Annotated in this window: 20 protein-coding genes and 1 pseudogene; 9 read left to right on the top strand and 12 right to left on the bottom strand. The window is 70.5% G+C overall.

What is annotated here, in order from left to right:
• Positions 1 to 508: 508 nt before the first annotated feature.
• A complete protein-coding gene (locus tag GSF22_RS12920) occupies positions 509 to 1,165 on the bottom strand; it encodes a Type 1 glutamine amidotransferase-like domain-containing protein (protein ID WP_208813789.1) in 657 nt (218 codons plus the stop codon).
• 464 nt (positions 1,166 to 1,629) lie between these two features.
• Positions 1,630 to 1,833: a cold-shock protein gene (locus tag GSF22_RS12915; protein WP_208813788.1), complete on the bottom strand. Its 204-nt coding sequence runs from the start codon at positions 1,831 to 1,833 to the stop codon at positions 1,630 to 1,632.
• 735 nt (positions 1,834 to 2,568) lie between these two features.
• Between GSF22_RS12915 and GSF22_RS12910 the strand changes: the two genes are divergently transcribed.
• Positions 2,569 to 3,690 (top strand): PP2C family protein-serine/threonine phosphatase, encoded by a 1,122-nt coding sequence (locus GSF22_RS12910; protein ID WP_244367294.1) that lies wholly within the window; start codon positions 2,569 to 2,571, stop codon positions 3,688 to 3,690.
• A 64-nt stretch (positions 3,691 to 3,754) separates the two neighbouring features.
• Here the strand turns inward: GSF22_RS12910 and GSF22_RS12905 are convergent, their stop codons facing one another.
• The 3 genes from GSF22_RS12905 to GSF22_RS12895 all read right to left on the bottom strand — a co-directional run bounded on the left by GSF22_RS12905 (position 3,755) and on the right by GSF22_RS12895 (position 5,080).
• The gene (locus tag GSF22_RS12905; protein WP_244367292.1) at positions 3,755 to 4,099 is read right to left on the bottom strand and encodes an STAS domain-containing protein; all 345 of its coding nucleotides are present in this window, start codon (positions 4,097 to 4,099) and stop codon (positions 3,755 to 3,757) included.
• A complete protein-coding gene (locus GSF22_RS12900) occupies positions 4,099 to 4,563 on the bottom strand; it encodes an ATP-binding protein (RefSeq protein ID WP_208813786.1) in 465 nt (154 codons plus the stop codon). The genes GSF22_RS12905 and GSF22_RS12900 overlap by 1 nt, the downstream gene beginning before the upstream one ends.
• Positions 4,564 to 4,765: 202 nt before the next feature.
• Complete coding sequence (locus GSF22_RS12895) at positions 4,766 to 5,080, bottom strand: helix-turn-helix domain-containing protein (protein WP_208813785.1); 315 nt, start codon at positions 5,078 to 5,080, stop codon at positions 4,766 to 4,768.
• An 826-nt stretch (positions 5,081 to 5,906) separates the two neighbouring features.
• Between GSF22_RS12895 and GSF22_RS12890 the strand changes: the two genes are divergently transcribed.
• A complete protein-coding gene (locus tag GSF22_RS12890; RefSeq protein WP_208813784.1) occupies positions 5,907 to 6,293 on the top strand; it encodes an ATP-binding protein in 387 nt (128 codons plus the stop codon).
• 320 nt (positions 6,294 to 6,613) lie between these two features.
• Here GSF22_RS12890 and GSF22_RS12885 read toward each other — a convergent pair whose 3' ends face one another.
• On the bottom strand, positions 6,614 to 7,222 hold the full coding sequence (locus tag GSF22_RS12885) for a TetR/AcrR family transcriptional regulator (RefSeq protein ID WP_208813783.1): 609 nt from the start codon (positions 7,220 to 7,222) through the stop codon (positions 6,614 to 6,616).
• A 98-nt stretch (positions 7,223 to 7,320) separates the two neighbouring features.
• Here GSF22_RS12885 and GSF22_RS12880 point away from each other — a divergent pair, with 98 nt between their 5' ends.
• From GSF22_RS12880 to GSF22_RS12860, 5 genes are all read left to right on the top strand, one after another.
• Positions 7,321 to 7,971 carry a hypothetical protein gene (locus tag GSF22_RS12880; protein ID WP_208813782.1) on the top strand — a complete coding sequence of 217 codons (651 nt, stop codon included), beginning with the start codon at positions 7,321 to 7,323 and terminating at the stop codon, positions 7,969 to 7,971.
• A 21-nt stretch (positions 7,972 to 7,992) separates the two neighbouring features.
• Positions 7,993 to 8,970 carry a CPBP family intramembrane glutamic endopeptidase gene (locus tag GSF22_RS12875; RefSeq protein ID WP_208813781.1) on the top strand — a complete coding sequence of 326 codons (978 nt, stop codon included), beginning with the start codon at positions 7,993 to 7,995 and terminating at the stop codon, positions 8,968 to 8,970.
• A gap of 376 nt (positions 8,971 to 9,346) precedes the next feature.
• Entirely contained in the window at positions 9,347 to 10,525 is a 1,179-nt protein-coding gene (locus GSF22_RS12870; protein ID WP_208813780.1) for a GDSL-type esterase/lipase family protein, read from the top strand.
• 286 nt (positions 10,526 to 10,811) lie between these two features.
• Complete coding sequence (gene bla, locus GSF22_RS12865; protein WP_208813779.1) at positions 10,812 to 11,717, top strand: class A beta-lactamase; 906 nt, start codon at positions 10,812 to 10,814, stop codon at positions 11,715 to 11,717.
• A gap of 706 nt (positions 11,718 to 12,423) precedes the next feature.
• Positions 12,424 to 13,254 carry a CPBP family intramembrane glutamic endopeptidase gene (locus GSF22_RS12860; RefSeq protein ID WP_208813778.1) on the top strand — a complete coding sequence of 277 codons (831 nt, stop codon included), beginning with the start codon at positions 12,424 to 12,426 and terminating at the stop codon, positions 13,252 to 13,254.
• Here GSF22_RS12860 and GSF22_RS12855 read toward each other — a convergent pair.
• The 3 genes from GSF22_RS12855 to GSF22_RS12845 form a co-directional block, all read right to left on the bottom strand.
• Positions 13,251 to 14,171 (bottom strand): serine hydrolase, encoded by a 921-nt coding sequence (locus GSF22_RS12855; protein WP_208813777.1) that lies wholly within the window; start codon positions 14,169 to 14,171, stop codon positions 13,251 to 13,253. The genes GSF22_RS12860 and GSF22_RS12855 overlap by 4 nt on opposite strands.
• Positions 14,168 to 15,100 (bottom strand): LysR family transcriptional regulator, encoded by a 933-nt coding sequence (locus tag GSF22_RS12850; RefSeq protein WP_208813776.1) that lies wholly within the window; start codon positions 15,098 to 15,100, stop codon positions 14,168 to 14,170. The genes GSF22_RS12855 and GSF22_RS12850 overlap by 4 nt, the downstream gene beginning before the upstream one ends.
• A gap of 174 nt (positions 15,101 to 15,274) precedes the next feature.
• Complete coding sequence (locus GSF22_RS12845; RefSeq protein WP_208813775.1) at positions 15,275 to 15,685, bottom strand: RidA family protein; 411 nt, start codon at positions 15,683 to 15,685, stop codon at positions 15,275 to 15,277.
• A 79-nt stretch (positions 15,686 to 15,764) separates the two neighbouring features.
• Here GSF22_RS12845 and GSF22_RS12840 point away from each other — a divergent pair, with 79 nt between their 5' ends.
• Entirely contained in the window at positions 15,765 to 16,142 is a 378-nt protein-coding gene (locus GSF22_RS12840) for a winged helix-turn-helix transcriptional regulator (RefSeq protein ID WP_208813774.1), read from the top strand.
• Between the two features lie 449 nt (positions 16,143 to 16,591).
• On the opposite strand, the gene GSF22_RS12835 is transcribed toward GSF22_RS12840, so the two are convergent.
• A complete protein-coding gene (locus GSF22_RS12835) occupies positions 16,592 to 17,173 on the bottom strand; it encodes a hypothetical protein (RefSeq protein WP_208813773.1) in 582 nt (193 codons plus the stop codon).
• 592 nt (positions 17,174 to 17,765) lie between these two features.
• Here GSF22_RS12835 and GSF22_RS12830 point away from each other — a divergent pair.
• Positions 17,766 to 18,218, top strand: a complete 453-nt coding sequence (locus GSF22_RS12830; protein ID WP_307803962.1) for a snapalysin family zinc-dependent metalloprotease — start codon at positions 17,766 to 17,768, stop codon at positions 18,216 to 18,218.
• Between the two features lie 154 nt (positions 18,219 to 18,372).
• Here the strand turns inward: GSF22_RS12830 and GSF22_RS12825 are convergent, their stop codons facing one another.
• The gene (locus GSF22_RS12825) at positions 18,373 to 21,180 is read right to left on the bottom strand and encodes an FAD-binding and (Fe-S)-binding domain-containing protein (protein WP_307803961.1); all 2,808 of its coding nucleotides are present in this window, start codon (positions 21,178 to 21,180) and stop codon (positions 18,373 to 18,375) included.
• 115 nt (positions 21,181 to 21,295) lie between these two features.
• Positions 21,296 to 21,888: pseudogene (locus GSF22_RS12820) on the bottom strand (glycoside hydrolase 43 family protein); the annotation flags it as partial.

Raw genomic sequence — 21,888 nt, 5'->3', positions numbered from 1 at the left:
GTGGTGGCCAGGGCGGCCAGTTCGCCCTTGACGCGGGCGAGGCCGGCGGTGAGGGCCGTGATCTGCTCGCGTAGCCGGTCGCCGGTCTGACCGGCGGTGGCTTCACGTGTGGTGATCAGGTCGCGGATGACAGCGAGGTTCACCCGTGTCACCGGGACGGTGTGCTGGTACCGGTCAGCCGGCGCACGATGGTGACCATCGGCGCCCACAGCGTTCGTGACACCGCCCACCTGACCTCGACCAAGACCTAACCGCGGCGCTGGCGATGCCAGATCAGCTTGTGTCGGTGTGCGGGCCAAGGCGCCCAACCGGGTACGCCGAACGTGCACAGGTCCATAGTGACGCTCAACGATTGGCGCCCGAGGTCAATCATCCTGCCGTCGATCTGGCCCATCAACGTCACCGACACTAGCTGTCCGAGCCGGACCAAGATCGTTATACCTCAGGGTGCGTTTCGGCGCCCGAGCCGCCGCGCGCATCCGGCCGATCGGAAGGGCCGCCCGGGGCCTCACCCAAACTTCGTCCATTGCCCTTCGGAGACCACCTCGACGGAGCCGTCGACGACCTTGATGGCCGTCTGTTCGTCGATGGCATAGGCCGGGACGCCGAGGTCAGCGGCCCACCGCTCCGCGTCAGCGAGAGTGTTCTCTGGGAAAGCGTCCAGGTGCGGGAAGATCGAGAAGTCGACGACCCCCAGGGTGCGGTCGTCCGGCGCGGACGGCCACTCGACGAAGTCCGTTCCGATCCGGGGCGTCATCACCATGCTTCCGGCACTCACGCCCACCCAGACCATGTCGGGCAGCGCAGGCAGCAGATCGGCCAGCCCGGACGCTCGCATCCAATGACACAGATACGTCGCGTCACCGCCGTCGACCAGGAGCACGTCGGCCTCCCGGATCCAGGGGACCCATCGCTCCGCCCCGATGGTGGGCAGCGCGGTGAGTTCCAGCACGCCCAACGACTTCCAGCCCAGGTCGCACATGGGTGACGGGCTCCGGCCGGCGATGAAACGCCAGGCCGAGGTGGGGGTGCACATGGGGTGCCCGTATTCGGCTGTGGGAATGCAGAGGGCATTGGCGTCGCCGATCGGCTTGCCGAGAAGCTGCACGAGCGCCGAGTGGATGCTGGGGTTCGTGACACCACCTGATGTGAGCAAGAGCTTCAAGGTGTCTCCGAATCGCGCGCGCAAGGGTGGATATGCCTGAGACCAGGCGCCGAGCCGGGCTCATCGTAGTTCGGGTCTCCTCTTTCGGAGGTCCCTCGGATTGTCAGGCGCCATCGGCCCCGCACCCTCGTTCTACTCACACAGCACGTGCACCCGACTCAGGCACGCGGGATGCCCTTGTCACGACGGCCGACCATCGACAGAAACGGATGTACCGTATGGTCGATGCCGACTCGCCGGTAGCGGAACGTCACGATCACTGTCCGCCCGTTCCTACGGGTCCCGCTGATCCGCTGGCCAGCTCAGGGGCGGTTGAAGGCTACGGTCGGGCGGACTTCGACCTGCTCCGCAAACGGATCCCGCTCCAAGCGTGAGGCATCGTCACAGAATCAGCGACAGAGCCTGCGGGAACGCCGAACGGCGGCCCGCTGAACCACTCGGGCCGCCGTTCGCGAAGTCGCGGATCAGAGTGAGCGGATGTTCTCCGCCTGCAGGCCCTTCTGGCCCTGGGCGATGTCGAACTCCACCCGCTGGTTCTCATCGAGGCTGCGGAAGCCGCTCGCCGAGATCGCGGAGAAGTGGGCGAAGACGTCGGCGCCGCCGCCGTCCTGGGCGATGAAACCGAAGCCCTTGTCGCCGTTGAACCACTTCACGGTACCTGTAGCCATGTCTGCTCCTTCGCAGGCTGTTAGAGACCGCACTGCGCGGACCCTCACGCCGCCGCGTTGATCACCCGCGCCGGAACCGACACGAAAAACGAAAAAAGCGCCTGACGGGTTTCAGATAACCCCACCAGGCGCCGAAAACGTCCAAGGAAATCAAAACTGCAACTTGGGAAGCTTAGCACAGACCATGTCAGTCCGGGGTTAGCTCGTTAGCTCCCCTGTGCGCGGTCCCTGCCACAGCATCAGCCCGGCGCCCGGAAACCCGCTGCCGGCTCATCGCCCGGCCGGCGTTGTCCGGTGTGCTGGCCGCGGGTGTGCTGTATCGGCACGGCGTCGCGTGCCCGCCTCGATGGGCTGTCAAGAAACGCCTTCTTGCTGGCCGGCGGGGAATCCGGGTACGACAACGGTCCCCTCGGGGTGGAGGAGGACGTGAGGCGTGGGTCAGGTGGCGCCGCTCGACGACGGCGCTGGTGGTTCCGGTTGTACTGGAGGGCTTCCTCGAGCTGGTCTTCGAGGATGCTGATCCGGCGGGCGGCGATCACGCGACCGGGCGGCGGCGTGCGTCGGGCGCGGTCGCCGTTGCGCACCGGCGCGGGACGGGTGGGCCACCCGCGTACTCTGACCGGTCGGGCGGCCCGGCATGGGCGGCGGCGAAGGTCGGTGGGCATGGGTGAGCGGGACGCACTACACGGTCTGCTGCGACAATCGCACCACGCTCGGCCCGAGGACCTGCCGGGGATGGCACGGTGGGCCGCCCGACAGCTCGGCGCCGACGACATGGTCCTCTACCTGGTCGATCACGAGCAGCGTCAACTGCTTCCCCTGCCCGGCCCGGACGCACCGCGCCGGGAATCGCTGGCGATCGAGGGCACTTTGGCCGGCCGGGCGTTCAGCATGATGCGCCCGTTCGGTGGGCCGGTGGACGACGGTGCGCGTCTGTGGTTGCCGCTGGTCAACGGTCTGGAGCGGATGGGTGTCGCGGAGGTGGTGGCCTCCGCTGCCCTGGCCGACTCCTCGGTGGCCGCGTTCGAGGCGGTCGCCTCCCTGCTCGCCGAGCTGGTGATCACGCGGTCGCACTACAGCGACACGATCGAGCAGGTCCGCCGACAGGCGCCGATGCGGCTGGCCGCCGAGATGCTGCGCGCCCAACTTCCACCGCTTACCTTCTCCACCGGCAACATGATCATCAGTGGGATCCTGGAGCCCTGCTACGACGTGGGTGGCGACGCCTTCGACTACGCCGTCAACGGCGAGGTGGCCCACCTTGCCCTGTTCGACGCCGTCGGGCACGGTTCCGGTGGCGGGATGCGCGCCGTGATCCTCGCCAGCCTGGCCCTGGCCGCCTACCGCAACGCCCGCCGGGGCGGATTCGACCTGGTCGAGACGTACCACCACATCGACAACGCGGTGCGTGACCACGACCGGCGCGGGCTGATCACCGGGGTGCTGGCCGAACTCGACCAGCGCACCGGTCGGCTGCGGGTCATCTCCGCCGGGCACCCGGGCGGGCTGGTGATCAGGCGAGGGAAGGTCGCCATGGTCCTGCCCACGCCCACCGCCCTGCCGGTCACGCTGGGCGACCGGCGTCCTCCGGTGGTGGTCGAGGAGGCCCTCGAACCCGGCGACGACGTGCTCTTCTACACCGACGGCATCGTCGAGGCCCGGTCGGCCGACGGGGAGCGGTTCGGTACCGAGCGGTTGGTCGATTTCACGGTGCGGGCCCTCGCCGACGGGCTTCCGCTGCCCGAGACCGCCCGGCGGCTGGTGCACGCGATCCTCGCCTACCAGGACGACCGGCTCCAGGACGACGCCACCGTACTCATGGTCCGCTTCCTTGAGCCCGCGACGGGCCGGGTCTGACCGGCCCCAGGGTCCCCGCGTCGTGACGGTCGGTCGCGGCGACGAGTTCCGCCAGCCCTGGCGCTCAGATCGCGGCGGGTGGCGGATCTGCCATTCGACCGAGTAGTTGCATGATGCCGGTCATGTCGAGAACCCGGCGGACCTGCCCAGCGGCGTTGACCAGGGTGAGGTCCACTCCCCGGTCGGTCGCGTGGTGGTGCGCGCCGACCAGGGTGCTGAGCACGGTGGAGTCGATGAAGGTCACCCGCTCCAGGTCCACCTCCACCGTCCCGGCCTGGGCGATGGTCTCGTGCAGCAGGTCGTCGAGCCGGTCGGCGCCGGACATGTCGATCTCACCGAACAGCGCCACGACACGTCGGTCGGCGCACACGTCGACACGCCAGTGCCAGGTCTGCTCCGTGGCCACCATTACCGCCCCTCGTTCACGGTCGGTCGGGCGGACAGCCGCGCTGTCACCGAGGCGTTCGTGCCCTGATCGGAGGTGTCGATCGTCAGTCCTTCGGTGAGCTGCTGTGCCAGCCACAGTCCCCGGTGGCCGACCTCTCCCGGTGATGGCAGGGCGACGGCTGTCTCGCGCAACCCGGGCCCGTCGTCGCTGACCTGGCAGGTCAGCAGGTCGTGGTGCCGCGACAGTCGCACCTCGCCACTGCCCCCGCCATGGCGCACCACGTTGATGACCAACTCGTGCACCGCCAACACGAAGTCCTCCAGCCCATGGCCCGTCAGACCCGCCGCACGGACTGCCTCGGCGACCGCGTGACGCAGCGCGGTCACCCGCGCGGCGGTGATCTCTTCCGACAGCAGCGTCACTTCGTCGGCGTCACGAGCGGTGTTCCACTCGGCGCCCACGTCGTCCGTTCCGCCGCTGCCCATGGTCGGACGCTACACGCCGCTGGTCCGCCGTGCCCGGGCACGGCGGCCGACCTTCCATGGCGGCGCCTGGGACCGGTGGTCCCGCACAGCGCCCCGGCCGCCACCCGCAGCCGGGGTGTGTAGAGGTACCACGATCAGGGGTACCTCTGCCGGAGAGGGCCGGCTCACCGCCCGCCGACGACATCACCCGGAAGCGGTTCGGTCAGTCGCGTCGCCGCGTCCCATGGTTCTGGTTCTGTCGCAGAGCTTCCTCGAGTTGGTCTTCCAAGATGATGATCCGGCACGCCGCTTCCAGGGCGGTGCCCTGATCCACCATCTCGCGGGCCCGAGCGGCCAGACGCAACTGGTAGCGCGAGTAGCGGCGGTGTCCGCCGCTGGAACGGTGCGGGTCGATCAGTTTCGCCTCGTCCAGGCGGCGCAGGAAGTCCTGCGAGGTGCCGAGCATCTCCGCGGCCTGGCCGATGGTGTAGGCGGGGTAGTCCTCGTCGCCGAACATGTCGTCGGGGTTTCGCCCCATGTCACCTCCACGTCGAGGGCCCCGGCGCGTCAGCGCCGGGGCCCAGGGTTACGGGTCAGAACACCATCTGCCGACAGGAACGTCGGCCTGTCGTATCCGCACCAGCCGCAACTGGCGGCAGCGGGTGCGGGGATCGCGTAAGCGTGACCGGAGACCACCTCTCGTTCGATGGAAACTGCGGTGTCCGCCCGGCCTGACATGACGGCCGACGGCGGGCGATCCAACGGTGTACGGCCCTCCCTTTTCCTCTGCTACTTCTTCCCTTGCTGTCGTACGGTCCACCGGTGTCGGAGCCCACGCGACTTCACGGCCCCCACACGTACGGCGAACATCAGCTGGAGCCCTGAGCAAACCTCGGCCCCACCTGCGCGCCCCGTCGTGCATCACACGTCAGGGCTGACGTGCTCCTACTCTGGCGGAACGAATCCCGCTTCTTGCCGCCCGTCGTGACCTCACGGCCGGGCGGCCCGTCTGCGCCTTGACAGATCTCATCTCTCGACTCGAAGAAGAGTATGCCACGCCGCCGAGAATATCTAGTCGTTCCAGCCCAGATTCTCTGGTCGACCATCATCAGAGTCACCGGCGTGCCCCCGCAGGCACGGCAAGGACCGCACCGACATCGACCCGACACCAGCACCTCCCGGATCCCGCTGCCAGCCGGAGGCCAAACGGGTCATGCAGGCCGATCTCGCCCGCAGAGCCGAGGAGCGCGAGCAGAACCGCCACACCCACGACACCGTCCTGGCGACGCTGACCACTGTCGGCGCCGGCACCCTGACCGGCCAGCACGGCGGTCCCGCAAAAGCGGGCTGCGGCGGAACTCAGCATGGTCGAAAAGGCTGCGGCAGAGCAGTACCAGGAGCGGGACGTCGATCGGCCGATGTATCTGCACACCCGGCTGGACGGCTGGCGCATCCTGGCACGGGACAGCGCGGCGGGTCACCGGGTTCGCGTCTCGGTGGCCGCCGAGGCGCTCACCAACGGACAGCGCCACCGCCCCGGCGCAGCAGTGTCAATCGACGTCATGTCCACAGACGACGCTCTGCGGGTGGAGATCACCGACGACGGGCCCGGCTTCGACCCCGACATGGTTCCGGCGCACCGCTGCGGCATCCGCGAAGCCATCGTGGGCCGCATGCGCAGCGTGGGCGGCGACACCGCCGTCACCTCCGGACCGGCGGGTGCGAGCGTCACGCTGCGGTGGGCACCGTGACCGACGAGCCGCTGTCCAGCCGATACGCACGCGGGGTCACAATTGCTGCTGTCCTCATCGCCGCCTTCTGGCACCTGGGCTTCGACCTGCCGTCCGCGATCGCCGCTTGGCCGACCTACGCCCCGGCGGCGGCCGTCGGCGCGGCGCGGGCCGGCTACGTCGTCATCGGCGCGGTCGGCGCGGTACTGCTGTTGCTGGGTGTCGGTTCCCGCGCCGCCGCATGGAGCTTGCGCCGGCGCACTCGTCATCCGGTGGCCCTGGTACGGCGTCGCCGCATGGGGGTGCTGTCGGGATGTGGAGGACCGGCACGGGATGCCGGCTCATGCGGTCGGGGCGTTGAGGACGCAGTCGACGGCCGTGTAGAGAGTTTCGGTTTCGGACTTCAGGATCGAGTCCTCGGCGGGCAGGGCTCGTTCGACGGAGAGCCCTTGGAGGACAGTGAGCAGGAATCTCACTCGGCGTGCGTGGTCTTCCCTGGGAAGCGCGCCTTCGTCAGCGAGAACCGTCAGCCAGTACTCGATGCGGCGCCACCCTTGCCGCTCCAGGGCGAGATACGCCGCGCGCACCTCCTCGGTCGGTTCGGGTGCGATGAACATCTGGTACGCCCTGCCCCACGCCTCACGTGCTTGCTCCCCGACGCCGGCGGGGGCGAGCACTTGCCGGAGACAGTTGACCAGTCGATCCCGGGCGGGTAGCGACCGGTCATGGATCGGGTCGTCGGGGAACATGTGGTCGTAGATTCTGGCGAGCACGGCGTCCTGCAGTGCGCGCTGGGTCGGAAAGTGGAACCTGAGCGAGCCTGTGCTCACCCCGGCCCGTGCCGCGACCGCACGCACGGTCAACCGCGCAGTCACATCCTCTGCGAGCATCGCCGCCGCAGCCGCGAGGATCCGTTCCCGTGAGCCGGTGCTCCTGTCGTCCCGTGTCATCTGCCACCTCCTAGCACAGCGTACTAGCACGCTGTGCTAGCGTCGTCACTGGCACAGCGTGTTAGTGAGAAGCGGCGGTCAAGGACGAGCGAGGAAACGTGATCGAGGACTGGCGGCAACGGCGGGCAGCCAAGCGCATCACCAGCGGAGACGGTCGGGCCTTGAAACGCTTCCGCTGGTGGCAGCTACCCTTGCGCGCACTGTTCTACCTCCCGCTACCCGACGGGGACGGCCGGCAGACGGTGTATGCCGTCGACATCCCACGCCGGACCGACCCGGAAGGCGGCAAGGCAAGAGCGCACCTGTATCTCGACGGCAGACACCACGCCGAGTCCAAGCTCCCGGCGGCCTTCCCCGTCGGGGGCGGCACCATCGAAGTGGCGATCAGTGCGTTCGGGCTCAAGCGCTGCCACTACGTCACCGCCACCGGCGCGCAGCACGGGCTCCTTCCTGATCCGAAGTCCGCCGAAGGACGCCGTGCCCGCGTCGAACGCGAGCACCCGACACTGAGCCGCTCGATCAGTTTCCTCTCCGTGCTGATACTCCTCATCGGCGTGGGCCTGAACCTGCTGCAACTCGCCGAACCGATTTCGCAGATCCCCCCGATCGCCGAAAACGTCGGAACCTTCGCATCGCCCGTCCGCCTACCGATCTGGCTCAACTTCGCCCTCGCCGTCGGGGCCATCTTGGGGAGCACCGAACGGGCACTCCGCCTGCGCTACAGCGTGCTCGACCAGGCCGGGAAGTAACCACATTCACAAGAGGAAGCCATGACCACGACAGACAAGCCGAACCCGCTACTCACTTCGGGCGGGCCCCGCAACGAACCGTCAGTTCCACCTGGAACGGAGTACCACCGGGTACTCGCCGGCGACAAACGCCGGATCGGTCGCGGCCTCCTCGCAATCATCCTCCTGCTGGCGGGGTTCGTCGTCTTCCCGACGGCCATCGGTAGGGCGGTCGCACTCATCGACGTTCGGATGGGCAACACCCCGCCGATCCTGGGCGGCACCGACTACACGCCGCTCTACCATGCCAGTTCGATGCTCTCCCTGGGCCTGCTCGTTCCGTGGAGCATGCTCATCCAGCGGTGGCTCTACGGCGTGCCCGGTGCGTCCCTGCACTCCGTGGCGTCGCGGTTCCGCTTCGACCTGCTCGGCAAGTCGCTGCTCGTCTTCGGTCCCGCCTGGCTGGTGGTGAACGCGCTCGGAGCTCTCACGCCCGTCGAGGAGTCCCCCTGGTCGCAGACCGACCTCATCGCCATCATCCTCGCCACGGCGCTCCTCACTCCGCTCCAGTCGGCGGGCGAGGAATACGGCGTGCGTGGGCTGATCTTCCGCGTGATCGGAAGCTGGACCCGTAGCCCGCGGACGGGACTGGTCGCCGGGGTGCTGGTCTCGAGCGTGCTGTTCACGGCCGCACACGGCGCAACGGATCCGTACATCATCGTGTGGTACTTCGTGCTCTGGACCGGACTGGCCATCATCACCTGGCGCACCGGCGGGCTTGAAATCGCGGTCATGCTCCACGCCGTGCTCAACACGTTCACCCTCATCCTGGCCGCATCCCTACGGGTAGACCTCGGTAGTGCACTTCAGGACCGGTCCGCCGGAGTCGGCACGCCGTACCAGCTCGTCCCCGCCTTCACCGTCATCGTCATCACCGCAATCATCTGCTGGCGCACCCGAAAGACAGGACCAGCACTCACCGCAGGCCGCGGTCAGACACCGCCTCACACGCCGTCGTGACGTGATGTCACCGACGGGCGGTTCGACGGCTGCCGTCGAATGGTGTCCGTCACACCAACGTCCGGAAAGAATCCGACGTTGTCGCCGGCGTGGCCACGCCCAGCTCGCCGCCGGACCGCGCAATGCACGTCGACCTTGCAAGACTCACCACGCCTCTGCTGATCCTCAGCAGGCGACCGCAGCAACGCCCCGCTGCGACCCACACACGAAGGCGCACTTTGGTTGATCTCGGTGGGCAGGGTGGAGCGGCCGGCACAAGAATCAGACCCGGACCGCCCGAGAAGCGGGCCCGCTACGCCCGCGAACACGACTGGCGGTGAGTGACCCGGCCGCCGGGTCACCGCCATCCGACAACGTCACCTGATGGACTGGGAGCATGATGTCCACCTGGATCACCACCCCGATCACTCCGGATCTCCTGCGCGGCGCGCTCGACGTGCAGCGCACCGCGCGCGGTGTGCTGCCGCACCGGCTGCCCGCCTGGGCCCGCGCCCAGAACACCGACGGGCAACTCGCCATGGTGGAGGCCCAGCCCGCCGGCGTACGGCTGGCCTTCCGCACCCGCGCGACCGTGGTCGAGTTGGACACGCTGCCCACCCGATGGACCTACGTCGGCCTGCCGGGCCGCCCCGACGGCGTCTACGACCTGCTCGTCGACGGCCACCTGACCGACCAGGCCAGCGTCACCGGCGGAGACACGGTGACCATCGACATGGCCACCGGGACCACGCAGCGCCGGTCCGGCCCACCCGGCACCGTCCGGTTCACCGGCCTGCCCGACCGGGAGAAGGACGTCGAGATCTGGCTGCCGCACCACGAGACCACCGAACTCGTCGCCCTGCGCACCGACGCCCCCGTCGCGCCCGTGCCCGACCGGGGTCGCCGGGTGTGGCTGCACCACGGCAGCTCCATCAGTCAGGGCTCCAACGCCACCAGCCCCACCGCCACCTGGCCCGCTGTCGCCGCAGCCCTCGGCGGCGTCGACCTGGTCAACCTCGGCTTCGGCGGCAGCGCGCTGCTCGACCCGTTCACCGCCCGCACCATGCGCGACACCCCGGCAGACCTGATCAGCGTGAAGATCGGCATCAACCTGGTCAACGCCGACGTGATGCGGCTGCGCGCCTTCGGCCCGGCCGTGCACGGCTTCCTCGACACCATCCGCGACGGCCACCCCACCACGCCGCTGCTGGTCGTCTCCCCGATCTACTGCCCCATCCACGAGGACACCCCCGGTCCCGGCACGTTCGACCTCGCCGCCCTCGCCACCGGACAGGTGCGCTTCCGGGCCACCGGCGACGCGGCCGAGAAGGCGAGCGGGAAACTCACCCTCCGCGTCATCCGCGAGGAGCTGGCGCGGATCAGCGCCCAGCGCGCTGCCGACGACCCGAACCTGCACCACCTCGACGGCCTCGACCTCTACGGCGAGGCGGACTTCGCCGACCTGCCGCTGCCCGACGATCTACACCCGGACACCGCCACCCACCGGCGCATCGCCGAACGCTTCGCGAAGCGGGTGTTCAACGCCGACGGTCCCTTCGCGGGACCCGGCTCCTGACCAGAGCGGCGCAACCGGTGGGAGCGGTCAGCACCGGTCGACCGCCCCACCTCGGTCGTCACGGAAGGTCCGCCGTTACCGGCCGCTCGGGGAACCCTGGCGTCGGACGACGTCCCGGTACCGCGGGCCTGACCTCGACCGGAACCGGACCGCAGGGTGCCGGCGATGCCAGATCGGCATGAACACCGCCGGTTCCGTCTTCGACCGCATGCAGGATCCCTGTCAGGGTCGAGTTCTCGACCGGCGCCACTCGCGCCGGACCTGACGACATCGACAAGGAGCGACCATGGTGCTTGCGCCACACCGTCTGCTGGCCGCGGTGGCAGTGGTGTCACTGACCGCCTGCGGCCCCGCCGATGCCGCCGAGCAGCCGACGCGGGACCGTGCGGCAACGGTGAACCCGTCCGCCGCCGCTGACCGCGACCACGAGTTCCGGCGACTGGAGGAGCGGTTCGACGCGCGGCTGGGGGTCTACGCGATAGACACCGGCACAGGCCGAACGGTGCAGTACCGGGCCGACGAACGGTTCGCGTACGCCTCGACCTTCAAGGCGTTGGCCGCCGCCGAGATCCTCGACGAGACCACGGACGCCGAGCTGGACCGGGTGGTGCGGTACTCGGCCGACGACCTGGTGACCTACTCGCCGATCACCGAGCAGCACGTCGCCACCGGCATGACGCTGCGCGCCATCGCGGACGCCGCCGTGCGGTACAGCGACAACACCGCCGCCAACCTGATGTTGCGCCGGCTCGGCGGACCGCAGAAGTTCGAGAAGGAGCTGCGGGAGGTCGGCGACAAGGTCACCGATCCGGCGCGTTACGAGACCGAACTCAACGAGGCACGGCCCGGTGACCGGCGGGACACCAGCACCCCACGGGCTCTGGCCCAGGACCTGCGGGCGTACGCCGTCGATGACGCCCTGGAGCCCGCGGACCGCGACATCCTCAACGGTTGGCTGCGGGGGAACACCACCGGCGCCGAGCTGATCCGCGCCGGTGTCCCCGACGGCTGGGTCGTCGGGGACAAGACCGGCGCCGGCGGCTACGGCACCCGCAACGACATCGCGGTGATCTGGCCGCCGGGCCGGGCGCCGATCGTCCTCGCGGTGCTGTCCAGCCGCGACGAAAAGGACGCCGACTACGACAACGCCCTCATCGCCCAGGCGACGGAGGTGGTGATGGCCGTCTGGTGACCGGGTGACCGGCCCCGACTCGTCGCCGAGCGCCCGCACGGGACGTGTCGACACCCGGGGCGGCAGCGATCAAGGACCCGACCGGGCGTGGGACGCCGGTCGGTGGGCCGCTGCCGCCCCGCACCCGATGGGTCGAGGTGACCTGGACGCGGAAACGTGACAACGATGTCTTCACCAAGGCCGCATCGCTGCTGATCTGTGGCCATCTGGCCGCCGCGGCGGCCTTTCCCGCAGTGGCGATGTCCGGCCTGGCGGCGTCGCGTCGACCACGCAGTACACGGTGACGGGGATCCTGACCGACCCGGACTGGCCGCTGACCACCCTGAAGATGCGGCACCAGCAGCACGGCGGGATCAACCGCCGGTCTACGAGAGCCTGGCGACGGCGATGCAGGGCAAGCCACGCATCGATTTTGCACCGGCACCGGCGGAACCGGCCTCCTGAGCCGCGCGCGACGCGTACATCGAGATGTCACGGTGCGGCGGTGACGGGGTGTCACTACCCGGCGGGCGTGCCAAGCGGCGCAACGGGATGTCCACCACCTTCGACGAAAGGTTCGTCTCCGATGACCGCCCCACGACCCGACGGATCCTGGAAGACGACGGATCGCCCGAGCCCTTCTGACGCAGGAAGCCCGCGACCGCGGACACCGGCGCATTCGCCGCCCGCCGTCGATCCCGTTCGTCCGTTCGGCGCTCACCTGCGCATGGCCTGGTGGAAGCCGCTCGTGGTGCTCGCGGTGCCGCCGCTGGTGATACTGGCCCTCCAGGTGCTGTCCTGGCAGCTCGTGGGCGTCATCGAGGGCAGCGACGACCCGATGTCCCCCACCATGACACCGTTGAAGTCCCTGGGTATCAACCTCAGCATCGGCGCGTCGGGCCTCGTGGCGATCCTGCTCCTGGCGCGGATCGCCCGGGTGCCGTGGCGCAGCCTGGTCAGCTCACCCCGGGCCTTCGACGCTCACCGCCTGGGAACCTACCTGGGCGGGGCGGCGCTGCTGGTGGGTGTCGGGATCGGTGTGACCGCGCTGGTCGCGCGCGACTCGACGCCCTGGGTCGGCTTCGGTGTCAGCGGCACGACGATCGCCCTGCTGGTGGTCACCGTGCTGACCACGCCGCTGCAGTCCGCCGGCGAGGAGCTGTGGTGGCGCAGCGCCGTGCTGCCCGCCGCCGCGTCCTGGGTGCGTGCGGTCCGGCCGGCCCTGGCCGTCGGGCTCGTCGTCTCCAGCCTCGGCTTCGCCCTGCTCCACGGCTCGGACGACCCCTGGTTCTTCGGCTACTTCACCTTCATCGGCCTGTGCACCGGCCTGATGGCGATCATCAGCCGTGGCATCGAGGCGCCGGTCGCCTTCCACGTCGCCAACAACGTCCTGTTCGGGATCGTCAACACGGTGCTGTCGGACGGTGAGCCCTACGCCATCGACCGGTCCACCGACTCCGGAGACGCGTCCCTGCTGATCCTGGCGGCCGTCAACGTCGCCATGGTGGCGCTGGTCTGGCTGGGCGAGCGGCGGGCCCGGACCGCGAGCGCGGGCTAACCCCACCAGGGCAGGATGCCCGCCCGCAGGTGGTCGTGCAGCGACCGGGCGACCTGCGCCATGGTCGCCTCGCTGCCGGGTTGGGCGACGGCGGGCACCCGGGAGGCGGTGAGCGCGGCGACGGCGTACGACTGGCCGTCCGCGTGCTCCACCACGCCCACCTCGTGGCGCAGGTGCAGCAGGGTGCCGGTCTTGGATGACCAGCGGGAGGCGTCGGAGGTGAAGTCCGGGGCGAGCCGCTGCCGGTGCAGGTTGTCACCCATCAGGGCGCGTACCCGTGCGGCGGTGGCCGCCTGGATCGTCGAGGGCCGCCAGAGGGCGTGCAGCAGATCGACGAAGGCCCGGGCCGACCCGGTGTTGGCGCGGGTGATGTCGAGTTGGGCGACGGGGTGGCCCTGTCCGGGGGTAGCCGCGCCGATGGCGAGGGAGTGGGCCAGGTGCACGTCGTCGGGGCCGAGACGTTCGGCCGGCGTGTCGGCGAGGTCGCCCGCCCGGTGCCGCACGGCGATGCCGTTGACGTGTAGTCGCTGCAGCTCGGCGGCGACCGCAGGCGGCGGGACGAGGTCGAACAGGGCGTCGGCGGCGACCGAGTCGCTGATGCAGGTGCTCAGGTAGAGCAGGTCGTCCACCGCGATCCGCGCGGGATGGCGGAAGCGGCTCAGCCCGGTCGGGCCCGGCGTGGTGATCCGACCGGGCGGGACGTCGACCGGTGTCGCCGGGTCCAGTTCCCCGCGCGCGACCCGTTCCAGCACGGCGACCGCCAGCGGCACCTTCACCAGCGACGCCGCCGGATACGGGGTGTCCGCGTCGAAGCCGATCTCCGCGCCGGTGTCGAGGTTGCGGACCAGGAAGGCGCCGTGCAGCCCCGCCTCGGCGAGCAGGTCCTGGGCGTTGCGTACCACCGCGATGGCGCTCATGTCGGACCTCCGGTCGAAGGGCTGCCGGGCGGCGGCCTCTCGGTCGGCGCCGCGTGACCGTCGGAGGCGCTCAGGCAGCGTGCGATGTCCGCGTACAGGACCGTGCCGAGCTGATCGAGGTCCTCGCGGGTGCCGGCGGCGACGTCGTAGCCGCGCAGGAGCCGCAGGCCGGCGAGAGGACGCCAGTGCAGGTCGAACTCTTCGGCCTGTTGACGGGAGCAGAGCAGCAGGTCGGGAGAGCCGAGGGCCGCTGCCGCGGCGTCGACCAGCGACGGCGCGACCGTCACCTGAGCCGGTGCCAGGCCGGCCGCCTGACCGGCGCGGGTCAACGGGTCGCGTAGGTGCGCCACGTCGTCCTCGGGCTGGATCAGGATCCTCCGGCGGGCCTGCGTGCGGGTCCGGCCGCTGCGCAGCGTCTCCAGGAACACCGTCGGCGCCGGGAAGGGGGTCCGGGCGGCCAGCCCGAGCGGTACCCGCCAGGCCGCTGTCGCCTGCGGAACCGCCACGATCCCGGCACCGACCTCCAGGGTCCGGCAGAGCCGTTGACGCTCGGACGGGCCGGCCGGCCGTACCTCCAGATGGATGCGCTGCCGCCGCGCCGCGACCACCAGCGCGGCGAGGCGGCGCGGCGGGCAGATCTCGGGTACGGCGATCCGCAGCGGGCGCAGCCGGGCGCGCTCGGCGTCGTCGTCCATGGCGTCGGCGAGGTCGACCAGGCGGCGGGCTGACGGCAGCATGTCCTGCCCGAACGACGTCAGCCGCACCGCGCGGGACGACCGGTCGAACAGCCGCGCTCCGAAGTGCTCCTCCAGCGCGGCGATACGGCGACTGGCGACCGACTGGGGGATGCCCGCAGCGGCGGCCCCGGAGGTGAAGCTGCCGTGGCCGCTGACCGCGACGAAGGCCCGGCAGGCGGCGACCACATCCACTCACCGAACCTATACCGGGAGCGCCTGGACGAACCGGCGCGGCACCTGCCCGGCTTCAGGCCGGAGGCGGCCTGAAGCCGGGCACGGTGACACAAGGTGACGCGGGCGTGAGGTGGTGACACCGACGCGTGACTGCGGACCGCTGTCTCAATCTCGCAGTCGCGCAGGAGGCACTCACTGCGAGATTGCGGTCGCCTCCAGTTCGACGAGCACGTCGGGCTCGAAGAGGTGGTCCACCCCGATCAGCGACGCCGGGGGAAGGGGCCAGGGCAGGCCGAGTTCCTCGGCGACCGATTCGATCCCGGCCATGAACGGCCCGATCTTCTCGGGTGCCCAGTCGGTCACGTAGAAGGTCAACCGGACCACGTCCTCGAATGATGCGTCGGCTCCGGCGAGGGCCCGGCCGGTGTTGCGCAGTGCCTGCGCGACCTGCCCGCTCAGGTCGCCCGGCGCGACCGGGGTGCCGTCGCCCAGGCGGGCGATCTGACCGCTGACGTGGATGTGACGTGACCCGGTGGCCACCGCCACGTGATCGTAGGGCGTGTGCGGCTGGAGGCCGTCGGGGCTGAAGCGGATGACAGGCATCGTTTCTCCTCTACTGGAACCAACTCGGTTTACCATTGATACCTAGTTTACGGAGGACACTTCAAGGAGATCTGGTTTCATGCGCGATACCACCACCCCCCGTGCCGAGGAACTACGTATCGACGCGCCGCACCGCGAGTTGCTCGACCAGGTGCTGGACAAGTGGTCGCTCAGCGTTCTCAACGAACTCTGCGAGCGCCCGTGCCGGTTCAACGAGCTGCGCCGGGCGGTTCCGGCGGTGACGCAGAAGTCCCTCACGGCGACCCTGCGACGACTCGAACGCAACGGGATCATCGAACGTCACGTCGTGGCGACCCGCCCGGTCGCGGTGGAGTACCGGATCAGCCGGTTGGGAAAGACCCTGCGGGCCCCGGTCGACGCCCTCCTCGAGTGGGCCGACACCTACATGCCGCAGATCGAACACGCCCGCAAGGCGTTCGACGCGCAGATCGAGTAACGAATGAGGGCCCGGCGTCTTCGTTCCACCTCTCGGCCCGCTGCCCGGAAACCGCGAAGTACGTAGCCGGTAGGCCGGCGCTACTCCGTTCTGCACACCTGCGGCCGTTCCTCGGCTGACCACGGCACCGCGCCGAGGAAGGAGTCCGGATGCCGGTACCGCACTCGCCGGAGCCTCTGCCGGTGGTTACCAGGCGTGATGGTGCTCCGTTCGTGCTCGGATGTTCGGCGATTGATCAGCACGCTCGGAGCACGACCAGCGCAGCACCCCATGCACGGTCGATCACCGCACCGCAGGAGGTGACACCGTGCTCGCGGTGCCGCCCTGACCAGCGTGTTGCGGGCTGCGTCCAGTCTCCGGACCGGGCGGGCCCACCGTCGGCTACCGCAACGGGTGATGCCCCTCCCCCGCGTTCGGGGAAGGGGCCCTCGGGGTTGTCCTGGGTGGGGTCACGTGGTCCAGAGTTCGGCGACGAGGTCGGCGGCCTGGGTCTCCCACTGGGCGTAGTGGTCGGGGTAGGCCGACACCTGTACGGCCTGCGCGGCCTGGGTCAGCGGCATGTCCTGCCAGCCGTCGACCTGCTTCAGGCCCTTCAGGAACGCGGTGGTCGAGTAGGCGGGGTCGGTGATCTGCTCGACCGTGCCCCAACCGCTGGACGGCCGCTGCTGGAACAGGCCCTGCGAGTCGTGGTCGTTGCGGTCACCCAGGTGGCCCAGGTTCTCCAGCTTCGACTCCTGGAGGGCGGTGGCGATGGCGACCACGGCGGCCCGCTCGTCCATGCCGGCCTTCTTGGTGGCCTCGACGATGGCCTTCGCGTTGGCCTTCTGCTCGCCGGTCAGCGGCACGGTCGACTGGTCGGCGGGCACGCCGTGCGGCAGCAGCCTGTCGGTCGACACCTGCTGGCTCGCGGCCACCGGCGTGCCAGCGGCGGTCGGGGTCGGGTCGTGGGACAGGCCCGGGCCGGCGGCGAAACCCGCCGCGGCGGTCAGACCGGCGATGGACAGGACACCACGCTGCACAAGCTTGTTCATGGTCCACAGCTCCATTCGGGGGTCGACGCACACGGTCGGACAAACCACCCACACGGGCGGGTACCGGACGGGTGCGTGAGCACCACACGTACGGGCGCTCCGGGAAGAATCCGGGGGAAGTCACATCCGCGCCGAGCAGGTGCTCCCGGGGGATCGGGCCCGCGTGGGGCGGGCTGCTGCCTCGGCGTGGACATGGTGTAACGACCGGTCGGCCGCCCCCATTCCCCGAGGCCACCGGCCCGCACCCCGGGCGGGCGCGGTGTGTGCCGTTCACGACCAGTGTCCCGCGATTGTTCGGGTCTTCCGACGTGCCCCCGGGGTCCGAACCAGGCAACCTCAGGTCACGCGGCGTCTCCCGGCGATCGGGGCCGGTGTGGCGAGGCAGCCCGGGCCGGCGTCCGCCCGCTCGGCCTTGATATAGATCTATATCTATCAATAGGGTGTGGGCACCTGTTGTCCCCTCTCTGGAACTGGAGTGTGGCCCATGTCCTCACGAAGGATCGGTCGCGGTCTCGTCGCTCTCCTCGCCGGCGCTGCCGCCGTACTGGGCGTCAGCCTGGGAGCGAATCCCGCTCCCGCATCGGCTGCGGGGGTGAACGCCGTGGTCTGCTACAACACCAGCCAGGCCGGCCCGTACGCGGGTATCGCCGACCAGGCCGCCGGGATCTGGAACGCGTACACCAACAACGTCGACATGGCCAAGTGCGGCTCGAACCTGATGATCTACTACACCTACGGCGGTGGCTCCTACGCCGTGCGCTACAGCCTGGGCAACGGCTACGTGGTCATCGACGTCTACCAGGCCCAGCAGTACGCGCCGCTGCGAATCATGACGCACGAGATCGGGCACATCCTCGGCCTGCCGGACAACTACAACGGCCAGTGCTACCTGCTGATGTCCGGCGGCAGCGCCGGTACCGGCTGCACCAACCCCTACCCGTACACGACGGAGGCGCAGCAGGTCGACCGTAACTTCGGCGGATTCGGCGCCGCCGGTGCGCAGGTCTTCCGCGACAGCTGGCCCACGCCTGCCACGATCGGCTGACCGGGCACCGGGCGACGTCCCCGTCCCTCCGGTCAGGCGGCGGATCGTCCCCGGCGGCTTGGTTCGCCGGGGACGGTCCGCCGCCCGGTGTGCCGGGGAGGACGATACGAGGAGACCAGCCCCGGGGCGCCCGACGGCAGGCCGCGCGCACCGGTCAGCGGGTGACCTCGTCGAGCAGTTCGAGCAGGTGCCGGTAGGGCTGCCCGGTCGCCCGGGCCAGCCCGATCTCGCAGGTCCGGTTCACCGAGGCGTACGCGTCGTGCGCGCCGCCCGCGACGGACCGGGCCTCCTCCCGGGTCGCGGCGGCGGTCAGCTCGGGATGCAGCAGTCCCCGGTCCCCGGCGAACCCGCAGCACTGCCAACCGTCCGGCACCACCACCTCGTCGGCGACCGCGCGGGCCACGGCCAGCAGCGCGTCGTCGAGTCCCAGCCGGGTGGACGAGCACGTCGGGTGCAGGGCCAGGAACCCGATCCGGCGGCGCACGGTCAGTCGGGGCAGCAGGTCGGTGGCCGTGTACGCGACCGCGTCGACCACCGCCAGGTCGGTGCCGGTCACGGTGAGCAGCCGGTCGAAGCCCTCGGTGCAGGAGGCGGCGTCGGTGACCACGGTCAGCTCACCGTCGCGGGTGGCCGCGCGCAGCGCCGGCAGCACCCGGTCCCGCATCGTCGCGTACCCGGCGCCGAGACCCTTGGACGACCACGGGGTACCGCAGCACAGGTCGTCGACGCCGTCCGGGACGAACAGGCGGATCCCGGCCCGGTCGGCCAGGGCGAGCAGGGCCCCGGTCACCCCCGGCCCGCCGTCGGCGGAGGCGAACATGGTGTTCAGGCAGGACGGCACGTACACCGCGTGCGGGGCGTCGACCGGGCGGGGGCGACGGGGAGTGCCGCCACCGGGCAGGTCGCGTCGCCACTGCGGGAGACGTTCGGCGCCGAGCACGGCCCGACCGGCGCGGGTGGCCGTCTCGGGTAGCCCGGGTGGCAGTGCGGCGGCCAGGTCGAGACCCCGGGCGAGTACCCGGGTGGTGCTCCCCCACCGTCGGGCGGCGGCCTGCCAGCCGGCCTGCGCGGCGCGGCCCTGCCGTTCGCCGCGCAGTCGTTTCACCAGGTCGCCGGTGTTGATCAGCACGGGGCAGGCGGTGGCGCACATGCCGTCGACGGCGCAGGTGTCGACCACGTCGTAGTCCTGGTCGGCGCGCAGCTGCCGGGCGAGTTCGGTGTTGCCGTCGGCTTCGGCGGCGGCCAGTTCCCGACGCAGCACGATCCGCTGCCGGGGGGTGGTGGTCAGGTCCCGGCTCGGGCAGACCGGTTCGCAGTAGCCGCACTCGACGCACCGGTCCACCTCCGGTTCCACCTGCGGCACCGTCTTGAGGTGGCGCAGGTGGATGGTGGGGTCGTCGGTGAGCAGCACGCCGGGGTTGAGCAGGCCGGCGGGGTCGCAGAGCTGTTTGATCTCCCGCATCACCGCGTGCAGTTCGGCGCCGAACTGGCGGCGGACGTAGGGCGCCATCACCCGACCGGTGCCGTGTTCGGCCTTCAGGGTGCCGCCCCGGGCCAGCACCGCGTCGACCAGGTCCTCGGTGAAGGCCGCGTACCGGTCCGGGGGTTCACCGTGTTCGAACCGTTCGGTGAGCATGAAGTGCAGATTGCCGTCCTTGGCATGGCCGAAGATGACGTTGTCGGTGTAGCCGTACCGGTCGAACAGGGCGGTCAGGTCGACGCAGGTGTCGGCGAGCGCGGCCACCGGTACGGCGACGTCCTCCAGCAGGGCGGTGGTGCCGGACGGGCGGGCACCGGCGACGGTGGCGTAGAGGCCCTTGCGGATGTGCCAGAGGGCGGCGCGGGCGGCGGGTTCGCCGCTGAGCCGGGCCGGGCCGGCCAGCGGCAGTCCGGCGAGCAGGTCGGTGGCGGTGCGGACCCGGTCGGCCAGCGTGTCCGGGTCGCTCTTCTGCCATTCCATCAGCAGTGCGGCGTGCTGGCGGACGGGCAGGTCACGCAGGGCCCGGTCGGCCTGCGGGTCCCGTTGGGCCACCCGCAGGGCGACGGTGTCGAGCAGTTCGATCGCGGCCGGGTCGACGGCGACCAGCTCCGGCATGGCGGCCATCGCCTGCTGGAGGGTGTCGAAGAGGAGCAGGCCGGTCGCGGCGTACGGGTGCACGGGTACGGTGCGGAAGGTGGCCTCGGCGACGAAGGCGAGGGTGCCCTCGCTGCCCACGACCAGGTGGGTGAGCAGGTCGGCGGGCGAGGTGAAGTCGAGAAAGGCGTTGAGCCCGTAGCCCATGGTGTTCTTCATGGCGTACTGGGCGGTGATCCGGCGTACCGAGTCGGGGTTGGCGCGGACCCGGTCACGCAACCGGATCAGCCCGGCGTGCAGGTCGGGTTCGGTGGCCCGCAGGCGTTCGTCGGCGTCCGGGGCGCCGGTGTCCAGCACGGTGCCGCTGGGCAGGACCAGGACCAGGGACTCGATGGTGCGGTAGGTGTTGAACTCGGTGCCGCAGGTCATGCCGCTGGAGTTGTTGGCGACCACACCGCCGACGGTGCAGGCCGACTCGCTGGCCGGGTCGGGACCGAGTTTGCGGCCGTACCGGGCCAGACGGCTGTTGACCTGCCGCAGGGTGACCCCGGGCTGGACCCGGACCCGCTGGCCGTCGTCGAGCACGGTGAGGTCCCGGAAGTGCCGGCGGGTGTCGACCAGGACCTGGTCGGTGACGGCCTGACCGCTGAGGCTGGTACCGCCGGAGCGGAAGGTCAGCGGGACCCCGGCGGCCCGGCTGGCCCGGAGCAGACCGGCCACCTGGTCGACGCTGGTCGGGGTGAGCACGGCCCGGGGGTGCAGCAGGTAGTGCGAGGCGTCGTGGGCGTAGCGGTACCGGTCGACGGCCCGGGTGTGCATCCCGTCGGGGTCGACCGCCGCGAACGGGGCGAGCAGCGGGTCGACGGTTCGTTGCTCGGTACGACTCACGCGGCTCCCTCTCCCCGGCGAATTAGAGGGCAGTTTAGGTCAAGACCGTTTCCGCTCCCCGGTGGTGTCCAGGGTATCGACGGCGGTAGGACCTCCGGGTGCCTCGGCGGTGTGGTCAGGGTCGGGCTGCCGGACCGGCCCGCCAGGTCACCACGTCCACATCGGCATGGCCGCCGTCGGCGCCGATGTCCTGCACCCAGAGCCCGGCGACGGCACCGGCGCCGGCCGGACCGGGCTGGCCGGTGAGGATCGTGGCGTCGAGCACCGGCGGCAGGTCCCGCCATCCGTCGCCGAGGTCGCACCCGAACCGCAGGACCGGACCGGCGAACCGGACCCGCAGGGCGATCCGGGACCGCTCCCCCAGCCGGAGGGTCGCCCCGGGGTACGGGACCAGCCGCCCGGCGGCGCAGCTGAGCACCTCCAGCACCCGCTCCCCGGCGTCGGTCGCGGTGACGTACACGTAGTGCCAGTTGCGGCTGTCGCGGTAGCCGGTGACCCCGGCGAGCTGCCGGTACGTGGCCGGCCGGAACTCCAGCTCGGCGGTGAGCAGGAAGTCCGGGTCGGTGACCGGGCGGGCCACCAGGCTGGGCCGGTACCGCCCGGCGGGTGACTGGCCGCCGACGATGCGCAGGTGGGAGCGGCGGGCGGTCAGGTCGACCCAGTCCGGGGTGGCCGGCCGGCGCAGGGTGGACCACGCGGGGTCGAGGG

This window comes from Micromonospora echinofusca, from assembly GCF_017614955.1.
Taxonomy (GTDB): domain Bacteria; phylum Actinomycetota; class Actinomycetes; order Mycobacteriales; family Micromonosporaceae; genus Micromonospora; species Micromonospora echinofusca_A.
This window is presented reverse-complemented; position numbering and strand designations above follow the sequence as displayed.

Bases quoted from the DNA above. Each gene is read 5' to 3' on its own strand.
- GSF22_RS12900 (WP_208813786.1), bottom strand. From the start codon at position 4,563: ATGGGCAGCGGCGGAACGGACGACGTGGGCGCCGAGTGGAACACCGCT.
- GSF22_RS12910 (WP_244367294.1), top strand. From the start codon at position 2,569: ATGGCACGGTGGGCCGCCCGACAGCTCGGCGCCGACGACATGGTCCTC.
- GSF22_RS12835 (WP_208813773.1), bottom strand. From the start codon at position 17,173: ATGAACAAGCTTGTGCAGCGTGGTGTCCTGTCCATCGCCGGTCTGACC.
- GSF22_RS12905 (WP_244367292.1), bottom strand. From the start codon at position 4,099: ATGGTGGCCACGGAGCAGACCTGGCACTGGCGTGTCGACGTGTGCGCC.
- GSF22_RS12890 (WP_208813784.1), top strand. From the start codon at position 5,907: ATGGTCGAAAAGGCTGCGGCAGAGCAGTACCAGGAGCGGGACGTCGAT.
- bla (WP_208813779.1), top strand. From the start codon at position 10,812: ATGGTGCTTGCGCCACACCGTCTGCTGGCCGCGGTGGCAGTGGTGTCA.
- GSF22_RS12840 (WP_208813774.1), top strand. From the start codon at position 15,765: ATGCGCGATACCACCACCCCCCGTGCCGAGGAACTACGTATCGACGCG.
- GSF22_RS12855 (WP_208813777.1), bottom strand. From the start codon at position 14,171: ATGAGCGCCATCGCGGTGGTACGCAACGCCCAGGACCTGCTCGCCGAG.
- GSF22_RS12895 (WP_208813785.1), bottom strand. From the start codon at position 5,080: ATGGGGCGAAACCCCGACGACATGTTCGGCGACGAGGACTACCCCGCC.
- GSF22_RS12915 (WP_208813788.1), bottom strand. From the start codon at position 1,833: ATGGCTACAGGTACCGTGAAGTGGTTCAACGGCGACAAGGGCTTCGGT.
- GSF22_RS12885 (WP_208813783.1), bottom strand. From the start codon at position 7,222: ATGACACGGGACGACAGGAGCACCGGCTCACGGGAACGGATCCTCGCG.
- GSF22_RS12870 (WP_208813780.1), top strand. From the start codon at position 9,347: ATGATGTCCACCTGGATCACCACCCCGATCACTCCGGATCTCCTGCGC.
- GSF22_RS12845 (WP_208813775.1), bottom strand. From the start codon at position 15,685: ATGCCTGTCATCCGCTTCAGCCCCGACGGCCTCCAGCCGCACACGCCC.
- GSF22_RS12875 (WP_208813781.1), top strand. From the start codon at position 7,993: ATGACCACGACAGACAAGCCGAACCCGCTACTCACTTCGGGCGGGCCC.
- GSF22_RS12860 (WP_208813778.1), top strand. From the start codon at position 12,424: ATGGCCTGGTGGAAGCCGCTCGTGGTGCTCGCGGTGCCGCCGCTGGTG.